This is a genomic window from Hyphomicrobium sp. LHD-15, assembly GCF_031157355.1.
Classification (GTDB): Bacteria; Pseudomonadota; Alphaproteobacteria; order Rhizobiales; family Hyphomicrobiaceae; genus Hyphomicrobium_C.
On the sequence record NZ_JAVIFT010000002.1, the window covers coordinates 622,301 to 642,837 of the forward strand.

Here is a 20,537-nt window from a genome sequence, read left to right on the forward strand (position 1 = left end):
GCGCGGTTCGACCAGATGGCGTGATCGGAAAGCCGGCGATGGTTTCCACCTACCTCTCCTACCGAATGTACGCGGCCGACATGGCCAAGAGCACCGCGCGCACGCTCTCCGATCCGCAGGTCTCGCGCGAGGCGACGTACTACAAGGAGAACATCGGCAAGATCACTTCGGTCGACGAGCTGCTCAAGGATCAGCGGCTCTATGCCTATGCGATGAAGGCGCATGGAATCGAGGACATGACCTACGCCAAGGCCTTCATGAAGAAGGTATTGGAAAGCGATCTGACCGACAGCGCGAGCTTTGCGCGCAAGCTTTCAGATCAGCGCTACGTGACGTTCGCGAGATCGTTCAATTTCACCCCGACAGGCGGCGTGACGGCGGGCGCGACGATGGCGCAGGACGCCGGCGACGAAACCGAGACGGTGGGCCTCTATACGGAGCAGCGCGTGCGCAAGGGCACGGCGGTTGCGACAGATGTCGACTACTACGAGAGCCGGATCGGTTCGATCACGACGGTGGATCAACTCGTCTCGGATGCGCGGCTGTTCTCGTTTGCGCTCAAGTCGTATGGAATTGACCCCGATATTGCGTCGGTGGCTGCCATCAAGAAGGTGCTGACCAGCGATCTCTCCGATTCTTCGAGCTACGCGAATTCGCTCAACGACGACCGTTACAAAAATCTCGCGGCGGCATTCTCGTTCGAGACAGATGGAAAAATTCCGGAAGACGGGCAGGCGCAAACCGCGACGCAGCTTTTTGAAACGATAAACGCCCACTACGAGGCGACCGGCAATGGGATCTCGCCGGCGGCGGCCGCGTTCAAGACCGACATGTATCGCAGCCTGATGGCCGACATCACGACGGTCGACGATTTCCTGGCCAATTCCTTCCTGCGGGACTTTGCGGTGTCTGCGGCTGGGCTCGACCCGGTGCTGACCTCGAACACGACGCTGCGCTCTGCGCTGACGAGTGATCTTTCAGATCCCGACAGCTTCGTGAACGGACTCGATGACGAGGGCTACCGTACGCTGGCCTCCGCATTCAACTTCAATGCGGAGGGTGGTCTCGACGATGGGCAGCTGGCGCAGACCAGCACGCAGATCACCGGCCTTACGGATCGCTACCTTTCCGTCTACGATTCCAAGGCGGAGACGACGGAAACCCAGCAGACGGACTACTACAAATCCGTAATCGCAACGATCAAAAGCGTCGACGAGCTGCTGGCCGATACACGGCTCTACAACTATGTGCTCGCGGCGTTCGATCTCAATCCGGCGGAGGAGTCCAAGTCCAGTATCAAGAAGGTGCTGCAGAGCGATCTCTCGAATTCGTCGAGCTACGCCAACAGTCTGCGCGATTCGCGCTACACCGCGCTCGCTGCGGCGTTTAATTTCGGGACGGACGGCGCGGCGCAGGGGGCGATCCGGGCGCAGATCGCGTCGTCCAAATCGGACGCGATTTCACGCTACACCGCAGCGCTGGGCTCGGACGAGACGGCGCAAGCGCAAGGGAAGATCGAGAGCGAATACTACGCCACCAAGATCGATGCGATCGGTACGGTGGACGATCTCATTAGCGACACTCGTCTCGTGAGCTACATCAAGAAGGCGTATGGGCTCGAGAACCGGAAGCTCACGAACGAAGAGCTGAAGCAGGCTCTGACCAGCGATCCGTTCGATACCAAGAGCTTCGTCAATACGGCTCCCAATACGGACCTGCGAGAGATTGCTGCAGCGTTCAACTTCTCGGCTGAGGGTGCCGCGGAACGCGTTTCCGCGGGGCAAGCGCAAGATCAAGACGATCTCATGCGCACGCAGGATCTCTACATCCGCCAGACGATGGAGGAGACAGCGGGCGAGCAGCAGAGCGAGGGTGTTCGCCTTGCCCTCTATTTTGAGCGCAAGGCTTCCAGCATCACGTCGGCGTATTCGATCCTGGCCGACAAGGCTTTACTCGAGGTCGTGCTGACAGCACTCAATCTTCCGGACAGCGTTGCGCAGGCCGATGTCGATACGCAGGCCAAGATGCTCGAGAAGCGTCTCGATTTCGCGGACTTCAAGGATCCGAAGAAGCTCGACAAGTTCCTCACCCGCTTCGCTGCGCTTTATGACATGGCCAATCCCAGCACCACGTCTTCCGTTCCCTCGATCCTGCTCGGTCAGCAGCAAAGCGCTCTCATTGGGGAAGATCTTCTGACCAGCATCCAGTCGTTGAAACGACGCCTCTAGCACAGGTTGCATTCTGCGGCGGAGCGGATGCACGTCCGTCGACACCTCGCGTGGTGGCTTGGTGATTTATGACGTTCATCAAGTGCCGATCTACATTGAATTAATTACATCCTGTAACTGACAACTTTCGAAAGTTGTCAAACGTCCTGCTTTTTAATTTCCCCAGAAGCTCGTCTTATAATGGCTCAGTTATACAATTTATAGTTGCATAATGATTTTCTCACCCCTACAATTTTTATGAGCTCAACAGAGGGCAATTGTCGGCCGGTCTACGTGAGCTCGTCCGGTGCGCGAGGGTTTGGTCGCGCCGTCATGGATCACACGTTTGATACGTCGTCATTTTAGCGGGGGAAATGGCATGCCCGATCTCGAGACGCGTCTTGCGGCGCGGCCGCTCTATCTGCAGGTGCGTGATGTGCTCGTGCAAAGGATCGTCGTCGGCCACTGGAAGCCTGGTGCGACGCTTCCGAATGAAACCCAGCTTGCCCAGCAACTGGGGATTAGCATCGGCACGGTGCGCAAGGCGCTGGACCTCATGGAGTTGGAGCGTATCGTCACGCGCCGGCAAGGGCGGGGAACGTTCGTCAACGACTACGCGTCGGCCGAGAATACATTCCCGTTTTCAATGTTCCACGATCTCGAAGGACAGCGCATTTCCGGCCGGAAGCGGGGACGCGCGCTCTCGCGTGGACCAGCGGGTGCCGAGGAAGCGGCGCGTCTCGGCCTGAGGCGGGGTGACGAGGTCATCAAGATCGAGCGGGTTCGCGAAAATCAGGGGCAGACCTTCATGACCGAAACCTGTTTCCTGCCTGGAAAGCTCTTCACGCGGTTTCCGGATGATTTCGGTAGCTATCGTCTCTCCGCGCTCGCACAGCTCAATTCCATTCTCGTCGGCCGGGCCGATGAGCGGGTGGAAATCGTACCCGCGAATGAAGCGTCCGCGCGGGATCTGGATGTGGCCGAGGGAACGCCGCTGTTGAGCTTGGATCGAGTCATCTTTTCCGATCACGAGGATCCGCTCGAATGGCGTGTTGCCCAGTGCTACATGCGCCATGAGCGTTATCTCGTCCGGTTCAATTGAGCGGCTCATTCGCGTTTCTGTCGCCCAGACTGGATGGGCTTTTCATTGGATCGGCGCTTCTGTCTTCGGATGGGGTTCTCTATCGGATGAAGAATGCATGTTGGTTCTGTTTGGACTGCACGATGACTTTTGTCTGTTTAGCAGCAAAATAATCGTGCCGCGAAATAGCGCGCTTTCAAGGGTGCGCTATTAATCGCTCTTCATCATCGCACACCTAGGCTCAGCCTCATGTCAAAGTGAGGTCCTTGCGATGAAGTCGTTCCCTCTCTCCGAAGAACCTGCATTCTCCGCAACAGAGGTCCAGCGTGCGATACGCGCTGAGACGGGTTCGGTTGCCGTCGAGTTCGCGATGATATTTCCGGTCGCGCTGGTCTTCTTCTGCGGCCTTCTCGCGTACGGCATCTATTTCGGAGCTGCCCATTCCGTTCAGCAGCTCGCCGCTGACGCGGCGCGGGCCTCGGTGGCGGGGCTCGACGATACGGAGCGTGCCTCGATCGCCATGGCGCACGTCTCGTCAAGCAGCGCCGCCTATCCGCTTCTGAGATCCGATCGCATCGCTGTGACGGCTCGCCCGCTTGCAGCCGATTCGTCGCAGTTCGAGGTGCGGGTGGCCTTCAATTCCGTGGACCTCCCGATCTGGTCGCTCAGTGGTCTCGTGCCGTTGCCGTCGCGGCTGATCGAGCGCGCGGCCGTCATCAAGCGCGGCGGTTACTAAGGGGCTCGCTCATGAAATTTGCGCAGGCTCTCTCCGTCTTCCGCGATCGCAGTGGTGCGATCGGTATCGTCATGGCGCTGTTCTTTTCGGTCTGCGTCGGCTTGTCGGCCCTCGCAGTCGATGTCGGCTCGCTCTATCTCGAGCGGCGTACGGTGCAGGGCGTTGCGGATCTTGCGGCGCTCGCGGCCGCGAGCGAACTCGCGCGGGCGGACGCTGCGGCGCGGGCGACCCTTGCGGTCAACGGCTTCGGCGATATCCGCTCTCTCGCGGTGATCAAGGGCCGATACGAGATGGATCGCTCCGTCGCGCATGGATTGCGCTTCACTGGCGGCAAGCAACCCTACAACGCCGTGCAGCTCGACGTAGGGCTTCAGGGAAAACTTTATTTTGCCAAGTCTTTCATGAGGGCGCCGGATATTTCCGTCTCGGCCATCGGCACCACAGATGCCCAGGCGATGTTCTCGATCGGCAGCCGTTTGGTGTCCGTGCGCGGCGGGCTGACCAATGCGATCCTGGGCGCACTGCTCGGCGGTAGTGTCAATCTGTCGGTCATGGACTACAGGGCCCTGCTCGATGCGAACGTGACGCTGCTGAGCTTTCTCTCCGCATTGGCGACGGAAGTCGGAGTTAGCGCTGGAACCTACAGCGAGGTGATCGCCGCGAATGCGACCGTTGGCAATGTGCTCAGCGCGCTCGTACGTGCCGGCCAAGCGACCGGACAGCAGCAGGCGGCGCAAGTCCTCACGACGCTTCTTTCTCAGGCAAACCTCAGCGCAACGGTGTCGCTGTCGGGTCTGGTGAATCTCGGTCCACTGGCGCACGCCGAAGTTGGGCAGCCGCATTCCGGGCTCGGTTCCGAGGTCAACGTGATGTCGCTCGTTTCGGCCGTTGCGTCGCTGGCCAATGGCGACAACCAAGTTGCGGTCAATCTCGGCGCCGCTGTTCCCGGGCTGCTCAGCTTGAAGATGGATCTTGCGATCGGAGAGCCGTCGCAGCATTCGACGTGGGTGACGGTGGGACAAGCAGGCGCAACGGTTCAGACCGCGCAGACCAGGCTTCGTCTGCTTGCGGAAGTCGGTGGCACAGGGCTCCTGAGCGGAGTTCGCGTCCGGCTGCCGATCTACGTCGAGGTTGGGCAAGCAGAAGCCCGTTTGGCGGCTCTAACGTGCCAGGGTGGCCAGAGCGGCGAGGCTGTGATCGAAGCGAAACCCGCCGTCGTCAGGGCGTGGGTCGGCGATGTCGCGCCCGGTGGGTTGTCATCATTCAGGACCGGCGTTCCCGTTTCCGCCGGCAAGATTGTGGACACGCCTTTGCTCAGCGTAAAGGCCGCGGCTTATGTCGAGATGGGCAACGGGTCGTCTCGAGAACTTCGCTTCACGCAGAGCGACGTTGCGGGGCGTGTGGTCAAGACCGCCGAGGTTCATGACTATCTGTCTTCGCTTACGACCAGCCTTCTCCAGAACGCGGAGCTTCGCGTTGATATTTTGGGGCTTGGGATCGGGCTCGGCTCCGTCTCGGCGATCAAGTCCCTTGTTCTGGCCTTGCTCGCGCCGGTGACGTCGCTGCTTGACGGTTTGCTCGCGCCGCTGCTCGAAACCGTTGGCGTGCATCTCGGGGAGGTCGATGTGCAAGTCAATGGCATGCGGTGCGGAAGTGCGGTTCTTGCGGGTTAGACCTTGTCTGCAGTTTCCGGGACGCGCGCGAGCACCCGGTTTATGGCAGCGGCGAGATCTTCCTGCCGATAGGGTTTCGAGAGGCGCGGCACCTCCGGCACGGGATTGTTGGGCAATTCCGCCCAGCCGGTCGCGAGAATGATTGGAAGCGCCGGGCGCTGCTCGCGGATTTTTTTGATGAGTTCGGTGCCCGTCATGACCGGCATGGCCTGGTCGGTGATCACGAGATCGACGTTCGAATCCGTTTCCAAAACCTTGAGCGCCTGGGTGCCAGACGAAGCCTCTATTACAGAGTGGCCAAGATCCTCGAGCATTGCCGACGTGCCCATTGCGACGAGTGGATCGTCATCGACGATGAGAACGCGGCATCCCTGGATCGGATCGGCGGTGGGGGTCGATTTCTGGACAGCGGGAGAAGCCGCCTGATCGGAAGCCGGAATCCATATGCTGATCGTGGTGCCCCGGCCAACCTTGCTCTCGATTTTCATCGCGCCGCCCGATTGGGCGACCAAGCCCTGGACCATCGAAAGGCCGAGGCCGGTTCCCTTGCCGATACCCTTGGTGGTGAAAAAAGGTTCGATGGCGCGGCGAAGGGTCTCTTCGTCCATGCCGACGCCCGTATCGCGCACGCTGATGCGGACATAACGGCCGGGCTTCAGATCGATATCGGCGGGTGCGTTGGCCACGATTTCGTCCGATATACGGATCGTCAGCGCGCCGCCGTTCGGCATGGCGTCTCTCGCGTTGATCGCGAGATTGAAGATTGCAAGCTCGAGCTGGGTGGGATCGATGCGCGCCGTGGTCGGCCCGCCGGACGACGTTATGTCGATCGCGATCGTAGAGAGCCCCACGGAGCGGCTCAAAAGCTCGGTCATGTCGGCTACGAGCTTCGAAACGTCGACGATCTCGGGCTTCAAATCCTGGCGGCGGGCGAATGTCAAAAGACGCTGCGTGAGGGAGGCGCCCCGTTCTGCTGCGCTCACCGCGTTTTCGAGAAGCCGAACGGATTGTGGGTCGTTCGGCAGCCGCTTTTCGAGAAGGCGGAGGCTGGAAATGATGGCGGCAAGCAGGTTGTTGAAGTCGTGCGCGACGCCGCCTGTCAGTTGCCCGATGGTCTCCATTTTCTGGGCTTGCGCGAGTTCGTCCCGTGTCTGCTCTAACGCGAGCATCGCCTCTCGCTTCTCGGTGACGTCACGCGTGATCTTGCCGAATCCGACAAGTTTGCCGTCGATATCGTAAATGGCGTCGATGACGACGTTGGCCCAGAACCGGGAGCCGTCCTTGCGCACGCGCCAGCCTTCTCCCTCGTAACGGCCTTCGAGAGCCGCCGTCTTGAGCGCGTGGCCGGGGAGATCCGTGGCCCGGTCTTCGGGTGTGTAAAAGGTGCTGACGTGCCGTCCGAGGATCTCCTCGCGGCTGTAGCGCTTGATCCGGGCCGCACCCGCGTTCCAGCTCACGATCCGGCCGTTCGGGTCGAGCATGAAGATCGCATAGTCATGGATGCCGTTGACGAGGCGCCGAAGCTGCTCCTCGCTTTCGCGGAGCGCGATGTCCGCAGCCTTCTGGGTCGTGATGTCCTGACAAATCCCCATAAGCTCGACGACGTTGCCGTCGCCGTCTTTTACGACCTCGCCGTGGCTTTCCAGGTGGCGGATCTCGCCATCGGGGCGGACAATCCGTTCGCGGGAGCGAAAGCCGGTGCCAGCCTGGTAGGCGGCGGTGATGGTCTTGACGACCTCGTCGCGATCGTCCGGGTGGATGCGGGCCAGAAAATCCTCGCGCGTTCCGGCAAATGTCTCGGGCGCGAGGCCATAGATCTCATAGAGCTGAGGCGACCAGGTTACGGTATCGGTCGCGACGTTCCACGACCAGCTTCCGAGGTTCGCGAGCCGTTGCGCTTCGACGAGCTGGTGGCGCTGTTGCTCGTTCGCGGCTTCCAGATCCTTTCTTTGCTCGATCATTCGGCGCAATTCGGTGTTGGTACGCACCAGCGCGGCGGTTCGGGATTGGACCCTCTCTTCCAGCTCTTCCTGGGCATGCTGAAGCCTTTCGCCGGAGCGGCTTCGTTTGGCGATCTCTGCGCTTAGCGCCAGGCTCGGAAGCGACGTGCTGACCAAAAAAACCAAGGTTGCGAGCAGGGCGGTATTCAGCTCGGCGTCGGCCGATCCTCCGGCAGAGGCAAGCGTTCCCCAGACGGCAATGGCGGAGAGAAGCAACGAGACGGTGGCGGTGTCCCGCTGGCTGCGGCTCAAAGCCGTCACCATCAGGGGAATGAGGGCTGCGAAGCCGACAAATCCGCGGTTTATCCAATCAGCGAGCGCCGGGCCGAAGGCGATCAGGCCGATGAGGGTCGTGAGGGCCAGAATTGGCAAGAGTGCACGAAGTTCGCCACGGGTTGGCGGGCGGCGAAACCACAACACGACGGCGGGGGTGACGACGAGCACGCCTGTGATGTTTCCGAGCCACCAAGTTAGCCAAAGCGACGAAATCGGGACCGGGGTTCCGAAAAGCCAGAGGGCGAGGGTGCCGATGGTCGCGCTGAGCGGCGTCGAGACGAGCGCTGCGACGAGGGCGAAGGTTGCGATGTTGGCCGGCGTATCGAACGCACGGAGACCGCCCGCGTAGCGTTTAAGGAGATAGCTGCCAGCCAGGGCTTCCAGCGTGTTGCCCGCGGCAATGATCAAAGCGGGCGCTACGGCGTCCAGCGTTGTCGCGTTGGCGAGAAACGATCCGATAAAAATCGCGGGAGAAATTCGAGGGCCCCACAGCAGAACCGCCGCCAAAGCCAGGCCGGCAGCCGGCCATATGGCGCTCGCGCCCGGATGCACGATCGCCAACATCAATCCGCCCTTCGCCAGGGTGAAGTAGGTGAGCCCTACCGCAAACTGTCGAAGCGCAAGGGTAGGCCGGGACGTCAGCGCCATTGTACTTGGATTCATTCGGATGCCTCAGGGGCGAGACATCAGCATAAAACTCCGAGCCGTGAAATGGGTTCCCCGCCCGCCGGAAATTTTGTGTGTCGGCTTTCGTCCGTGTTCGCTCCTGCGGCGAGGTTGGCCTTTTTAGTTCGGAGATGATGAGCGGGCGGCGACGGCCCGGGGGGTATCGCCGAGGTTTTGGGGGAGCTGTGGGACAGGTTCGAGGCCGTCGAAAATACCGAGGCGGCGCAACAGGATCTTTTCGGTTTCCAGGATGGCCATCAGGAGGACACCGGCTGCCAGGATCACGAGGCCGTCGGCCAGCGCCACGGGGCGCGTGTCGAACAGCTGATGCATGACCGGGGCGTAGGTAAACGCGAGCTGGGCTCCGATCACGACGGCAAGGGCCGTCAGAACCGCGGGCGTGCCGACGACACCCCTCAGGGTGAATGACGTCATATGCAGATAGCGCACGTTGAACAGATAGAAAATTTCAAACACGACGATGACGTTGACGACCATCGTGCGGGCCATCTCCAAACCGAGGCCGTTTTGGAGGGCGTAGAAGTAGATCGCCAAGGCGCCCGCGGTGAACAGGGCGGAGACGAAGAAAATCCTCCAGACCAGAAATTGCGAGAGAAGCGGCGCGTCGGCGCGCCTCGGCGGGCGCTGCATCACGCCCGGCTCCGGCGGCTCGAAGGCGAGCACGAGGCCGAGCGTGACGGTCAGGATCAGGTTGATCCAGAGAATTTGCGCCGGGGTCATCGGCATGGTGAAGCCGAAGAGGATGGCCGCGATCACCGTCAGGGCTTCGCCGCCATTGGTGGGGATGGTCCAGGCGATTACCTTGCGAATGTTGTCGTAGACGGTGCGACCTTCGTGCACCGCCGAGACGATCGAGACGAAGTTGTCGTCCAGCAGCACCATCTCGGAGGCTTCTTTTGCAGCCTCCGTGCCTTTGCGGCCCATGGCGATGCCGACGTCGGCCTGCTTCAAGGCAGGCGCGTCGTTCACGCCGTCGCCCGTCATGGCGACAATGGCGCCGGTGGATTGCAGCGCGCGCACGATGCGCAGCTTGTGCTCCGGATTGGTGCGCGCAAACACCTCGGTGCGCGCGGCGATCGATTTCAGCTCTTCGTCGGTGGCTTTGTCGAGATCGGCTCCGGTCACGACGTCGGTGCCGTTTGTAAGGCCGAGCTGGCGCGCGATGGCCGATGCGGTCGCGGCGTGATCGCCGGTGATCATCTTGACGCCGATGCCGGCAGACCGGCATTCGGCGATGGCGCGCACGACTTCGTCACGCGGCGGATCGATGAAGCCGACGATGCCAAGGAAGACCATGCCGTGCTCGACATCCGAGAATGTCACGTTGGATTGCTGGGAAGACGGCACCTTCATCGCGAAGCCGAGAACGCGTTCGCCTTCGGCGGCGGCGCGGGCGATCCGGTTCGACCAGTAGGCGGTGTCGAGCGGGCTCGATGCGCCGGAGGCGTGGGCCTGCTCGGCGCACATCGCAAGCAAGGCTTCCGGCGCCCCCTTGACGAAAATCGCGTTGCCGTGCGGATGCGGTGCGCCGTGTGTGCCGGTCGCCGCAGTGTGACGAGTTGCCATGAAGCGATGCTGAGCATCGAACGGAATTTCGTCGGTGCGCGGCCACTCGCCGCGGACATGCTCCGGGTTCAACCCGGCCTTCATGGCGAGGGCGACGAGCGCGCCTTCCATGGGGTCGCCATCGACGATCCATTGACCACCGGCCTTGCGCAGGTGTGCGTCGTTGCAGAGCAGCCCCGAGCGGATGAGGGAGGCCGAGGCTTCGAGGGCGGCGACATCGTCTTCGCCATCGTCCTGAGCCGTCAGCTCTCCCTCGGGTTCGTATCCGGAGCCGCCGACGAGAAGCGTGTGATCGGCGGTGACGATCCGGCGGGCCGTCATTTCATTTCTGGTCAAGGTGCCGGTTTTGTCGGAGCAGATGACGGACGTGGCGCCGAGCGTCTCTACGGCCGGAAGACGCCGGATAACGGCGTTGCGCGTCGCCATGCGCTGGACGCCGATCGCGAGCGTGATGGTGATGACCGCGGGCAGGCCTTCGGGCACCACGCCGACGGCGAGGGCGACGACGGCGATCAGCGCGTCAGGCCAGGGATAGCCGCGGAAAAAGGTGGCGAAGAGAAACAATACGACGGCCGCCGACAGCGCTATCCAGGTGAAGCGCTCGCCGAAGCGGTTGATCTGACGCAGAAGCGGTGTCGTCAGCAGTTCGACGCCTTGAATGAGTGCGCTGATGTGCCCGATCTCGGTTTCGCCGCCGGTGGCGATGACGACGCCAGTGCCTTGGCCTGCGGCCACGAGCGTGCCGGAATAGGCCATGCCGACGCGGTCGCCCAGCGGGGCATCGGTGGGTGCGGTGCTCTCCTGCTTTTCGGCGGTGACAGATTCGCCGGTGAGCATCGCTTCGTCGATCAGCAGGCCGCGCACGCGCGTCAGGCGGAGATCGGCGGGGACGCGGTCGCCGGCTTCGATCAGCACGATGTCGCCGGGGACGATTTCGGCGACGGGAAGGCTCAGTCGACGCGCGTCGCGCCAGACGCTGGCGCGGGGAGAGATCATTTTCCGGATCGCGCTCAGCGCTTTCTCGGCCTTGTCCTCCTGGATGAAGCCGACGATGGCGTTGATGGTGACGACCGCAACGATGACGGATGCGTCGATGATGTGACCGAGCGACCAGGCCGCCACGGCGGCCATCAGCAAGAAGTAGATCAGGATATTGTTGAACTGCGCCAGGAAGCGCAGAAATGGGTTGCGGCGCGCCGTCTCGGGCAGAACGTTGGGTCCGTATTGGGTGAGCCGGCGGGCAGCTTCATCGGTGGTGAGACCGCCGGGTGCGGTCGAGAGAATGCCGAACAGCTCGTCAGCCGGTATCGAATGCCAGGGCCGCTCTTGCGATGTGGTCCGCTGGTTGTTCGTGTTCGCTACCGTCTGACCACCCATTCGGATTTCTTCTCCGTGCGTTTGACGTTGGCGGGGGAGGTGTGCGCGACATTACGACGGCGCATAGCGCGCGTGCGTCGCTGTTGTCCCCTCAGGAACTTCCGTATGCGTTGGCTTTGCCGATTTTCGCGAGTGACGGAACATTCGCTTTCCTAGCTTGGGTGATAGGTGCCGGGCGCCTCGCGATCCTTGATCTCCATCAACCTGACGTAGGAAATCTCCTTGCGGCCAAGGACATCGCATACGCGCTGCGGGCCATTCCGCTTTCCATCTGTCTCTCGTGCGTCGCGTCGCGATCTCGGATAAGGCGCGATGTGATTGTGCGGTGATGGTTACGGTTTGGACCGGCGTTGGTTTTTTGGAGTTCGCATGGGGTCGGTAACCGGCGCGCATGCTTCGTGCGCGCGCTTTGGTTTCACGGCAATTCGGAGGCAATTGCGTGCGGTCCCTTCCGACAACTTCGCCCTCTCTCGATCGTCTCTTTCCCGCTTTCCTATCGCTTCTGCGTGTCGGAGCTGCTTGACGGATGTTATAATATCCGCTTTAGTTATTAGGCAGCAGGCAGGGCCGACTGATGTCCTGTCCGAGCGCTCGACGCATCGAGCACGGTTTCGAAGGCATTTGAGCCGCTCGCGAGCGGCCTGTTGCGAGCGATCAGGTGTGATCGGTCAGTCGTGAGAGATCAGTTTTTGTAAGGCGGCCCAAGCGGTGGTCCGGCGTGTATCGCGGGCTGTTTTCCGTCATGGGCAAACCACGAGCGGGAGACGTGCGGGAATGGACAAGAAACTTGCGGATCATTTGGAAGGCGCCGCATCACGCGTGGATCGGCGTTTGCCCGTCACCGTGCTTTCGGGCTTTCTTGGCGCGGGCAAGACAACGCTGCTCAACCACGTGTTGAACAATCGCGATGGTCTCAAGGTCGCGGTGATCGTCAACGACATGAGCGAAGTGAACATCGATGCCGATCTCGTCGAAAAGGGCGGCGCCAATCTCTCGCGCACGGACGAGATGCTGGTCGAGATGTCGAACGGCTGCATCTGCTGCACACTGCGCGACGATCTTCTGAAGGAAGTGCGCCGGCTCGCCGCGGAACGGCGCTTCGATTACCTGCTGATCGAATCGACGGGTATCGCCGAGCCGTTGCCGGTCGCCACGACTTTCGAATTCCGCGACGAGGACGGCCACAGTCTTTCTGACGTTGCGCGCCTCGACACGATGGTGACGGTGGTCGATGCGGCGCACCTTCTCAGGGATTACTCCTCGCAAGATTTCCTCAAGGATCGCGGAGAGGTGGCCGGCGACGAGGACGAGCGGCCGCTGGTGCAGCTTCTCGTCGATCAGATCGAGTTCGCGGATGTCATCGTGCTGAACAAGATCGACGTGGCGGCGCCGCAGGACGTCGAGGCCGCGCGCGCTATCATCCGGTCGCTCAACGCCGATGCCCGCGTGATCGAGACGAGCCATGCCCGTGTCGATGGCCGCGATATTCTCGACACGGGGCTTTTCAATTTCGAGACCGCGCACCGTCATCCGACCTGGTTCAAGGAGCTGAACGGCTTCAAGGATCACAAGCCCGAGACCGAGGAGTACGGAATCTCGAGCTTCGTCTATCGGGCCCGCGGTCCGTTCGAGCCCGCGAAGCTGCATTCATTCTTGAACCAATCCTGGCCGGGCGTCGTTCGCGCCAAGGGCTTCTTCTGGCTTGCGACGCGTCCGCAGTGGGTGGGAGAGCTGGCGCAAGCGGGTGCGCTCGTGCGGCACGAGGCAATCGGCTACTGGTGGGCGGCCGTGCCGAAGAAGAACTGGCCGCAGGATGACGATCTCGTCGGGCGTATCAACAAGACCTGGCATAAACTGTGGGGCGACCGGCGCCAGGAGATCGTTTTCATCGGAACGCGGGACATGGACAAGGCGGCGATGCTGGCCGCGCTGGATGCGTGTCTCCTGAAGCTTCCTGAGGATGGCGCCGTCGATACGGCGCAATGGGCGAAGCTGCCCGATCCGTTCCCGGAATGGGAACGCGATGCGGCATAAACAAAATGCGCCAGGGCAATGTGTTTGACCTGGCGCATCTCTTTCAAAGACGCTGAACGCGCCGGTAGAGCACCACGAGATAGAAGAAGATAAACATATAGTAGAAGGTTTCGGTCACTTCGCTCGGGCGTGCGACCAAGTCGGGTACGAGATCGTTTTTCTGCAGCCGGTCTATGACCTTGAAAACGACCGCGCACAGCGAGACCGGAAGCAGAGCGATCGGTGGCGTCAAAATCGCGATCAAGTCGCCGCCGATGGGGCCGCGTGCTTGCACGACGAAAGGCGCAACGATGCCACCCAGTACGATCGCAAGCTCAAGGACAAGCTGGGGCCCTTGGTTGAAGTAGTACGACGTGTTGTGCAGGTTGGTCTCGTCCTGCCGATTGATGTTCGACCACGCTTCCGGCGTGCTCCATTGAAAGAAATGCTGCCCCCAGCTTTCTTCCTCTCCGGCGATGTAAAAGCACGCGACGGCGAACGCGATGACGGCACCGCGAAGGTAGGCAATTCGCCGGGTTTGCTCCATGCGGAGGATCCGGAGACAAATGAGAACTCCGATTGCCGGAAGCAGGAAATGAGAGCGCTCCAGATATCCGGAGTGCTCCGGCAGGAAGTGGCTGATGTAGTAGTCGGGCGCCAGCGCGTACGTGACAAGCGCGATGACGGCCACCGCAGGCGGAATGGCCCACCACCAAACCTCGCGGGGCGAGGGGCCCCACAATGCCGCGGGCGGATAGTCATGGGCGGCGCGTTGGTGAAACTCCTTCGTCATTCCGCCCTCCGCTTGATCACGAGCGGCGGGCGAGGAGCGGCTGGCGTGGTTTTCGGAAGCAGATAGAGCACACCGACGAGCGGGGGGAGCAGCAAGCACCAGGCTGCCCATGACGACACATTTCTGTTTCTGCTTTTGGCGAGGATGGCGCCAGCGATTGCGGATGTGAGTGCGATGGCACCCCAAACAACGATTTCAATCATGCACGAGTTCTTTCAACGGATGATCCGAACGTTTCGAAGCAAGACCCCATGTCACGGCAACGTCGCTCGGCGTCTCGAACCGAGCGACGGGGCGAGATGCGGCTGACGGGCCATGAAGGGTGAGAAAACGGTCAGGCGGACGGTGGGCCGCGTGGTGTGTTGGCCGGATCGCGGACTTGATGCGTGATTGAAAGGAAAGGCGTCGCACGCGGCTGAGATGAGTGCCGATCCGGTTTCGGAAACTCCGCGCGCGCAACGTCGGCCGGAGCGCTTTCGAACTTGATCGTGCTGAGGCGCTGGCAGAAGGCTTTCGGCGCTTCTTCGTCGAACTGGTCTTCGCCCTGTGGGCGCGTGTTGGCGAATGCGCCGTCTGCGTCAGTGGCGCCGATCAGGACCTGAAGATGCGGAGCGGCTTCAGCCGGAGGCGAAGCTGCAGCGGCAACTGCGGCCAGGAAAATCGCCAGCAATGTTCGTAAGATCGACAGCCGAGTGTCCCCAGGTTCGAGAGCGGTTCGCTTGTGCCAACGACAAGGTGCCTAAATTAAGGAAATTGCGATCAAATGATTGCTGGAGGCAGGCCGGCGCCTGTCTTTTCGAGCGGATTCGCCTTGCGCCGATTGGCCGATTGCGTGCTTCGGGCGCCTTCTTGGAGATGACGTGCGTTGATCTCGTTCCGGCCGGCCATGCATCTCCTCAAGAAAGCGTGTGGCTGGCAAGAGCCGGATCTCGAGGCGACGGCGCCTGAGCGCTGGGTTATTGCTCCGAGCGACAAGCGGTATATTCAACCCGCGAAGTTCCTGCCGGGGCAGCTCGAACGTATTCGTGCGGCAGAGTTCGGCAGCGTCGAAGAGGTCGTGCGCGACCTGCGCGGTGGCTTCGAGGCTAGCCAGGGGCCGACCCTGGGCTTCAGGCTCAAGCATGTCGATTTCGTCGATGGGGTGCTCTATGCGCCAGGAGCGTTCAAGCACCTGCGGCGGCGCCAGCACAAGTATCCGGCCTATGTGATCCCGACCGAACGGGTCAGCGGGGCGCTCTACGAGAGCTGGATCGGCAACACCTGGTTCGGCACCTGGCTTTGCGAGGATTGCCTGACCTATCCGCTCGCCGAGCAGTATGGGGCGCCGGTGACGACCGCGCCGACGCCGAAAGGGCATGTCGCGACCTACGAGGTGAAGCTCGGGCACCGTCCGCGCCGGATCGAGCGGGCTCATTTCGACGAGCTCATTCTGTTCAGTGACGGGGCGCACAACGCGCACCGCAAGGCGCGGGCCGACCAGCTGCGCGCCCGCCTCGTCGCCGGGGTACCGATTGAGCCGAACCCGGGGGTGTTTCTGCTCCGCGGACAATCGGGCATGCGCCGTCTGCTGCTCAACGAGCGGGAGATTGCCGACAAGGTTGCGGCCACAAAAGGATTCCGGGTCCTCGATCCGATGAACAGCACGGTTGACGAGATCATCGCGGCTTGCGCGGGGGCCAGCGTGGTCATGGGCGTGGAGGGGAGCCAGCTGGTGCACGGGCTCATGGTGATGCCGCAGGATGCCACCCTTTTCGTGATCCAGCCGCCGGATCGAGCCGTCTCCGCCCTCAAGGTGATTACGGATCGCCAGGGGCAGGGCTATTCATTCGTGGTGGGGACGGGAAGCCAGGACGGGTTTACGGCAAGCTGGGACGAAATTGAACGTACATTCGATTTGATTTTAAACTGATTTTTTCCTCTTCATAACGCGTTAGGCGATATCGCCATTTTCGTTTGATCGGACCCCTCGGTAGGGTGCATTTTGCAACCTGGGCTTGCTCTCCGTATTTACTTAGTTGCGCGATGACGCGGCGAAAACACAGGTTTTTCCGTACGCGAACTGAAAATTATTCTATTATACCGAAGTCTATATCTCTGCGTTAACATGCGGAGGTGTAGCTACCTATGTAAGCGTACGCCCATTGGGGAGAGATACTGGGCGAATGACGGATACGTTGTTTAATCTTGTCCGCGGCGACTACGAACGACACGGCGGGTCTCTTGCAAGCACCGCTTTCTTGTCGTTGTGCGTCTACCGCTTTGGTCGGTGGGGTCTTGCACTTCCCAGCCCGATCGCGCGCAACGTGGTCAGTAAGGTTTACGGCGTCATCAATTTCGTGGTCGCGAACGTGACAAAGATCTGGATCCCGCCACAGGTGCAGATCGGCAAGGACTTCCACATTATCCACGCGGAAGGTTCTCTCTCCATCCATCCCGATGTCGTCATCGGCGACAGGCTCGGCGTAATGCATAACGTGACGATCGGGACGAACATGGATACTGCGTGCCCGGTTATCGGGAACGATGTTTTTATCGGGGTGAATTCGACCGTGCTCGGCGGCATAACGGTCGGCGATCGCGTGCGTATTGCCGCCAACACAGCGGTGACGACCGACGTACCTTCGGATTCGATCGTCGTCGGCTCACCGGCCAAGATCTATCCGCGTCTTGCTCCGATCATGAGCAAAAGCGCCGCAACCCAAGCGGCTTGAGGCGATTCCAACGGCACTTGTGACGAATACCGGAGAAACGGCCGTGAACGCGCTGACGACAAATTTCTATCAGCTGCTCGCGGACAATCTCAGCCTGCGTCCGAACAAGACGGCGTTGGTGGATGCCGACCGTTCCGTGACCTTCGCGGAAGTGGCCGCCGAGGTCGATCGGATCGCTGGCTATCTTCAGGCGCAGGGCATCCGGCCAGGCGATCGTGTCATCGTTCATCTTCGCAAGCGCATCGCCGAGGTCACGACGATGTTCGCCGCCTCCAAGGTCGGCGCGGTGGTGGTCAACGTCAACGTCCAATGGACGCTCGAACAGCTTGCCTACATCGCCGACGACTGCGGGGCGCGCCTCGCGATCGTGGAGCCGAGGACGGCCAACGCGCTTGCGGGCAGCTCGCTGCCCCGGACCGTCTCACGCGTGCTGGTGGCGGGGGAGGCTCCCGATGCCGCTGGCTTCGACGGCTGGGCGGTTGCGATGGGCAGCTCTGGAGGCTCGGAAGTCTCGCGCCTCGATAGCGAGCTCGCGATGATCATCTACACGTCTGGCTCGACCGGTAAGCCCAAGGGCGTGATGCTGAGCCACCGCAACATCGTGGCCGGCGCGCGCTCCGTGGCGCGTTATCTCAAGCTCGGCGAGGACGATCGGCTCTTGAGCGTGCTCCCGTACAGTTTCGACTACGGGCTCAACCAGCTCACGACGATGATGTTGGTCGGCGGCTTGGTGGTGCATCAGCCCGTCGTCATGGCGGCCGAGATTGTGAACGCGCTCGAAAAGCATGCGATTACGGGTCTCGCGGCGGTTCCTCCGCTCTGGGGCCAGATCGTTCGGTTGCTCGACGAGAGCCCGCGATCGCTTCCGGCGCTCCGGCGGATCACGAATTCCGGCGGCAAGGTGCCGTCGAACGTTCTCGAGCGTATGCCTGCGGTGTTTCCGAACGTCGATGTCGTGCTGATGTATGGGCTGACGGAAGCTTTTCGTTCCACCTATCTCGCGCCGGAGAAATTTGCGCGGAAGAAGGGCTCTATCGGACGGGCCATTCCCGGCGCGGAAGTTTACGTCATCAAGCACGGTGAAGGCGTCGCCAAGCCCGGCGAGCAGGGTGAGCTGGTTCATCGCGGACCGCTCGTCAGCCTGGGCTATTGGGGAAAGCCGGAGGTGACGGCGGAAAAAATTCGGCCCTGTCCCGAGCTTTCCTCGTTGATCGGAGACGAGCCGGTCGTCTACAGCGGCGATACCGTGAAGATCGACGCGGATGGGGACCTCTGGTTTGTCTCGCGCAACGACGCCATGATCAAGACGAGCGGATTCCGGTTGAGCCCCGAAGAGGTGGAGGATCTAATCCACCGCAGTGGCATGGTGGGAGACGCGGTCGCTTTCGGCGTCGCCGACGACGAGCTTGGCGAGGTCGTTCATGTCGCCGTTACGCCGCTCGATGGCTACGACGAGCGCGCGCTGACCAAGCACTGCCGGCTGGTGATGCCGCATTACATGATTCCGCGGGAGGTTCATGTTTGGCGTGGAAGCATGCCGCGCACGTCGAGCGGAAAGCTTGCGCGGCCGGATATTGTCGCAAGGTGCCGCGAAAGGCTGTCGCGGGGGGCACCATGTGACGCGGACGCGGGGATGAGCCAGCCACTGGCTGGTTGAAGGAAAGGGGTAGAGGGAACGCCGTGAAACTGACCGAAATGAAATTGATCACGTTTCTCAATGGAACGCTGAAGATCGATGGGGAGCTGGTTGCCGATACCGAGCTCTTCTCTTCGGGTGCGCTCGATTCAGTTGCGATGCTGCAGCTCATCACGTTCGTCGAGGAAGAGGCGGGAATTCGCGTACGGCCGGAAGACGTCACGCTCGACAACTTCGATTCAGCAACCCGGATCGTGCGTTTTGCAGAAAGCCAATTGTGACATGGCCGGTGGCATTGCCACCATCGATCAGCAACTCGAGAATGCCGCGCGTGCTTTCGGCACGCCCACGTATGTCTATTTCGCCGATGCCATCGAGACGCGCGCGCAACGGCTGCAGGCTGCGTTCGGGGGAAGGTTTGCGCTGAGCTATGCGGCCAAGAGCAATCCCAATCCGGGGGTGCTTTCCTGGCTGAAGGCGCATGTCGCGTTTCTGGACGTCTCATCGATCGGCGAGCTTCGGCTCGGAATCGGGGCCGGATGGGATGCCAAACGGGCAAGCTTCACCGGGCCGGGCAAGCGCGAATTCGAGCTTCGTGAGGCCATTGAAAACGGTGTCGGAGAGCTGGTGGTCGAATCCGTGCGCGAGGCAATCGCGGCGGACCGGATCGCGGCGTTACTCGGGCGGGTGCAGGATGTGATGATCCGCATTGCCCCCGCACGGGTGCCGAAAGGCTTCGGAGACCAGATGGCGGGGCGCCCGGTTGCATTCGGGATCGATGTCGAATGCATGCACGACGAGCTGCCGAAGATCTTTGCACTGGCGAACCTTCGCGTCATGGGCCTCCACATCTATTCGGGAACCCAGTGCCTCAAGCCGGATGCGATCTCGGAAAACTATCGAACCTTCATCGCCGTGTTTCGTGAAGTCTCAGAGCGCTATGGGTTCAGTCCCGAAAAGCTCGTGTTCGGATCCGGTCTCGGCATCCCTTATCACAATGGCGACGCACCGCTCGATCTCGACGCGGTCGCGAGCGGAATTGTCGACGAGCTCGATGCGCTCAAGAGCGAGCCGCGCTTTTCGGGTACGCAGCTCGTGCTGGAACTCGGCCGGTATCTGGTCGGCGAGGCCGGATATTTCCTGACCCGCGTGATCTCGGTGAAGGACTCGCGCGGGAGCCGGATTGCGATCTGCGACGGGGGTATGAACAATCACCTGCCCGCATCCGGGCATTTCGGAATGGTCATCCACCGCAACTATCTCATGCACAAAGTGGGCGGCAGCGATGCAGGGCTCGAGAAGGTCGATCTCGTCGGGCCGCTCTGCACCTCGATCGACCGGCTGGCCAGCGGTGTCATGCTGCCGCGGGTGGAGGAGGGGGATCTCATTGCCGTGCACGGCAGCGGGGCCTACGGCCTGACGGCAAGCCCTATTCATTTCATTAGCCACGCCGCCCCGCGCGAGGTGCTCGTCGATCAATATGGGCAGCATGACGTGACGCGGGCGTTCGGCGCGCTCTGATCGCGCAGCATTGCGCGCGGAGATCTAGTGATCTCGGGGCGCGAAGCCACCTGCGCGATGCAGGCACCCATCATAATTTATTGATTTTGTTTTGAAATTGGTTGCGGGAGTAGGATTTGAACCTACGACCTTCAGGTTATGAGCCTGACGAGCTACCGGGCTGCTCCATCCCGCGATACCGACGTGTATTCAGCCCGACGCGCTCCCTTTTGGAAACCGTGTCGCGCCGCTCGAATGATCTGGCCAGCTTTTGATCTTGG

Annotated in this window: 14 protein-coding genes and 1 tRNA gene; 10 read left to right on the forward strand and 5 right to left on the reverse strand. The window is 61.4% G+C overall.

All coding sequences use genetic code 11. From position 1 onward, the window contains the following. The first annotated feature begins 38 nt into the window (after positions 1-38). The 4 genes from RCO24_RS09595 (at position 39) to RCO24_RS09610 (ending at position 5,697) form a co-directional block, all read left to right on the forward strand. Positions 39-2,228 (forward strand): DUF1217 domain-containing protein, encoded by a 2,190-nt coding sequence (locus RCO24_RS09595; protein ID WP_308961642.1) that lies wholly within the window; start codon positions 39-41, stop codon positions 2,226-2,228. A gap of 358 nt (positions 2,229-2,586) precedes the next feature. Continuing rightward, positions 2,587-3,309, forward strand: coding sequence for a GntR family transcriptional regulator (locus RCO24_RS09600; RefSeq protein ID WP_308961643.1), 723 nt, complete (start codon positions 2,587-2,589; stop codon positions 3,307-3,309). 250 nt (positions 3,310-3,559) lie between these two features. Further along, positions 3,560-4,024: a TadE/TadG family type IV pilus assembly protein gene (locus RCO24_RS09605; RefSeq protein ID WP_308961644.1), complete on the forward strand. Its 465-nt coding sequence runs from the start codon at positions 3,560-3,562 to the stop codon at positions 4,022-4,024. Positions 4,025-4,035: 11 nt separating this feature from the next. After that, positions 4,036-5,697 carry a pilus assembly protein TadG-related protein gene (locus RCO24_RS09610; protein ID WP_308961645.1) on the forward strand — a complete coding sequence of 554 codons (1,662 nt, stop codon included), beginning with the start codon at positions 4,036-4,038 and terminating at the stop codon, positions 5,695-5,697. On the opposite strand, the gene RCO24_RS09615 is transcribed toward RCO24_RS09610, so the two are convergent. Then, positions 5,694-8,636 (reverse strand): MASE1 domain-containing protein, encoded by a 2,943-nt coding sequence (locus RCO24_RS09615; RefSeq protein ID WP_308961647.1) that lies wholly within the window; start codon positions 8,634-8,636, stop codon positions 5,694-5,696. The genes RCO24_RS09610 and RCO24_RS09615 overlap by 4 nt on opposite strands. A 123-nt stretch (positions 8,637-8,759) precedes the next feature. Beyond that, positions 8,760-11,603 (reverse strand): cation-transporting P-type ATPase, encoded by a 2,844-nt coding sequence (locus tag RCO24_RS09620; protein WP_308961648.1) that lies wholly within the window; start codon positions 11,601-11,603, stop codon positions 8,760-8,762. Positions 11,604-12,377: 774 nt separating this feature from the next. Between RCO24_RS09620 and zigA the strand changes: the two genes are divergently transcribed. After that, entirely contained in the window at positions 12,378-13,637 is a 1,260-nt protein-coding gene (gene zigA, locus RCO24_RS09625) for a zinc metallochaperone GTPase ZigA (RefSeq protein WP_308961649.1), read from the forward strand. Between the two features lie 43 nt (positions 13,638-13,680). Here the strand turns inward: zigA and RCO24_RS09630 are convergent, their stop codons facing one another. Together RCO24_RS09630 and RCO24_RS09635 are read right to left on the reverse strand one after the other, a co-directional pair. Continuing rightward, positions 13,681-14,409, reverse strand: a complete 729-nt coding sequence (locus RCO24_RS09630; protein ID WP_308961651.1) for a hypothetical protein — start codon at positions 14,407-14,409, stop codon at positions 13,681-13,683. A gap of 334 nt (positions 14,410-14,743) precedes the next feature. After that, positions 14,744-15,079 carry a hypothetical protein gene (locus RCO24_RS09635; RefSeq protein ID WP_308961653.1) on the reverse strand — a complete coding sequence of 112 codons (336 nt, stop codon included), beginning with the start codon at positions 15,077-15,079 and terminating at the stop codon, positions 14,744-14,746. A gap of 195 nt (positions 15,080-15,274) precedes the next feature. On the opposite strand from RCO24_RS09635, the gene RCO24_RS09640 reads away from it, so the two are divergent. From RCO24_RS09640 to RCO24_RS09660, 5 genes are all read left to right on the forward strand, one after another. Further along, on the forward strand, positions 15,275-16,318 hold the full coding sequence (locus RCO24_RS09640) for a glycosyltransferase family 61 protein (RefSeq protein ID WP_308961654.1): 1,044 nt from the start codon (positions 15,275-15,277) through the stop codon (positions 16,316-16,318). Positions 16,319-16,571: 253 nt separating this feature from the next. Continuing rightward, positions 16,572-17,120: a serine acetyltransferase gene (locus RCO24_RS09645; protein ID WP_308961656.1), complete on the forward strand. Its 549-nt coding sequence runs from the start codon at positions 16,572-16,574 to the stop codon at positions 17,118-17,120. Positions 17,121-17,163: 43 nt separating this feature from the next. After that, complete coding sequence (locus RCO24_RS09650) at positions 17,164-18,777, forward strand: AMP-binding protein (RefSeq protein WP_308961658.1); 1,614 nt, start codon at positions 17,164-17,166, stop codon at positions 18,775-18,777. A 23-nt stretch (positions 18,778-18,800) separates the two neighbouring features. After that, entirely contained in the window at positions 18,801-19,037 is a 237-nt protein-coding gene (locus RCO24_RS09655; protein ID WP_308961660.1) for an acyl carrier protein, read from the forward strand. A 1-nt stretch (position 19,038) separates the two neighbouring features. Further along, positions 19,039-20,277 carry a type III PLP-dependent enzyme gene (locus RCO24_RS09660; RefSeq protein ID WP_308961662.1) on the forward strand — a complete coding sequence of 413 codons (1,239 nt, stop codon included), beginning with the start codon at positions 19,039-19,041 and terminating at the stop codon, positions 20,275-20,277. A 98-nt stretch (positions 20,278-20,375) separates the two neighbouring features. Here RCO24_RS09660 and RCO24_RS09665 read toward each other — a convergent pair. Next, positions 20,376-20,452, reverse strand: a tRNA-Met gene (locus RCO24_RS09665). Positions 20,453-20,537: the final 85 nt, after the last annotated feature.